The following is a 1,798-nucleotide window of genomic DNA, read 5'->3' as shown; positions in this document are numbered from 1 at the left end:
CTTATCAAAGTCTGCATCTGTATTGAGAAAGCGTCCCGACATGTTTTATTTGAGAACCCATGCCGGTCTTGATGTTTTCTTTTTGCCACTGCACATTCCAGGGTGTTCTCTGCAGTTTTTCTATCTGCACAAGATTTAAATCACGAATTTTATGTAATTTTGTTCAGTACTTCATACATGGAGGGAGGGGTAGTATTAGTTTGGAAATACATAGATAAGAACTCTCTTCTATTTGTGCTAACTTTAAAAGTTAATATGGTTTCATGGTAAAAAAGGTAATATATTATACATTGTCTGGAATTATCCTGTTAATGATAAGCTATTGGTGTGTTACTCATGTTAATTTGAATCCCACATTAAGCAGGGGAGTTCCTATTGATAGCCTTGATGGTGTTTACGTCTACTATAATGGAGGCACAGGCCAATCGTCTGGACGGAATATCATTGATGGCTATAATGTAGGAGTTCGATACCAATGTGTGGAATTTGTGAAACGATATTACTATCTGCATTATCACCATCGTATGCCCGATACGTATGGACATGCGAAAGCCTTTTTTGACAAAAAGTTATCCAATGGTTCCTTAAATACTGCTCGAGCACTTTTTCAGTATACGAATGGAGACCATGTTAAACCTCAGAAGGGTGATTTGTTAGTATTTGATTCCTACATACTCAATCCCTATGGGCATGTCGCAATCGTTTCTAGGGTTACTGACAGTAACATAGAGATTATTCAGCAAAATCCAGGTCCTTGGGGGAAAAGTCGGGCTTGTATTGAGTTGCAAAGAAATGGCAAGAGCTGGCAGATAAAAAACAATAGAATTCTTGGGTGGTTAAGGAAATAAGGAGTACCTTCTATGAACAAAACTATGATATTTATAACTTGTGTGTTGTTTTATCTTTTTTGTGGGCGGTCTAACGCTCACTCTATGGATTCTGTTCAGCAATGCCAAGATTCTCTTTTTATTTTTACAGAAGAGAATGATACATCTTGTGTCTCTCTCTTGATGTTTCGACATGGATGTTTTGAAGAAGAGCTAATAAGGGTATATTGTTTGGATGGCAGTTCCATAGATTTCTTGACGAATCTAACAGGGCAGGATGGGCGAGGAAAGATTGGTGTATATGCCGTTTACAATGCAGCCACAGACGAGAGCAAATTCCTCTTCTTCGATTATCTTGCTAAGCAAGCATACATCACACCTGCATATTTCTCGGAAAGTCTTCCTGTATATACTTCTTTAAACCTTAAAAGGGGGTATGTGATATTGAGAACTATAAGTCCCCCGTCAAATAGATGCCAAGGCGCATTGATGGAAGAAACACAAGCGCATACCACCAATGGAAAAAACTATTTGTACGTCAAAGCAAAATTGGAAATGTTACACAAGGTGTCACTGGCTAACGATGCCAAGAAATCAAAATAAAATCTGCTGTGTATAAGGCTTGATTTCATTTTTAACTCGATGAAATCGTCTTGACTTTTAATGCATTCCAGCAACCGCTTGCTCTGGCGGTCGTAAGCGTACGTGTTTACCGTGCCGTTGCCCATGCGCGTGTATACAATATAATCGTTTTTGTTTGGTTTTCAGTAAGAAATTTAACATTATGAGTGCCCTTTCCGTCCACCAACCGCTCACCTTGCCGCAAAAAATCGATTTTCGCGAGGCTTGGCTTTGATGCAAAATGGGGATGGTTGTAAATGCAGGCAAAATGAATTTCTATTCCCAAAAGCCGCCATTTGCACCAATTTGGTTTAGCAAGACAAATGTAAGCCTTCGTCAGCCTAAAAGTT

Annotated in this window: 4 protein-coding genes; 2 read left to right on the top strand and 2 right to left on the bottom strand. The window is 39.0% G+C overall.

What is annotated here, in order from left to right:
* Positions 1-356: 356 nt before the first annotated feature.
* Positions 357-545, bottom strand: a complete 189-nt coding sequence (locus HMPREF0670_RS17000) for a hypothetical protein (protein WP_232213878.1) — start codon at positions 543-545, stop codon at positions 357-359.
* On the opposite strand from HMPREF0670_RS17000, the gene HMPREF0670_RS16995 reads away from it, so the two are divergent.
* Together HMPREF0670_RS16995 and HMPREF0670_RS04610 are read left to right on the top strand one after the other, a co-directional pair.
* Positions 480-848, top strand: a complete 369-nt coding sequence (locus tag HMPREF0670_RS16995) for a CHAP domain-containing protein (RefSeq protein WP_232213875.1) — start codon at positions 480-482, stop codon at positions 846-848. The two genes, HMPREF0670_RS17000 and HMPREF0670_RS16995, sit on opposite strands and share 66 nt — an antisense overlap.
* Before the next feature lie 84 nt (positions 849-932).
* The gene (locus HMPREF0670_RS04610; RefSeq protein WP_232213856.1) at positions 933-1,430 is read left to right on the top strand and encodes a hypothetical protein; all 498 of its coding nucleotides are present in this window, start codon (positions 933-935) and stop codon (positions 1,428-1,430) included.
* Positions 1,431-1,536: 106 nt separating this feature from the next.
* Here the strand turns inward: HMPREF0670_RS04610 and HMPREF0670_RS16990 are convergent.
* Positions 1,537-1,798: hypothetical protein (locus tag HMPREF0670_RS16990; RefSeq protein ID WP_232213855.1), on the bottom strand; the 262-nt coding region annotated here is incomplete at its 5' end.

This window comes from Prevotella sp. oral taxon 317 str. F0108 (genome assembly GCF_000162415.1).
Taxonomy (GTDB): Bacteria; Bacteroidota; Bacteroidia; order Bacteroidales; family Bacteroidaceae; genus Prevotella; species Prevotella conceptionensis.
Note: the sequence above shows the minus strand (reverse complement) of the source record. Positions and strands in the feature narration are given on the sequence as shown.

Excerpts from the sequence above, each read along its gene's own strand:
- HMPREF0670_RS17000 (WP_232213878.1), bottom strand. The coding sequence starts at position 545 with ATGTCCATACGTATCGGGCATACGATGGTGATAATGCAGATAGTAATA.
- HMPREF0670_RS04610 (WP_232213856.1), top strand. The coding sequence starts at position 933 with ATGGATTCTGTTCAGCAATGCCAAGATTCTCTTTTTATTTTTACAGAA.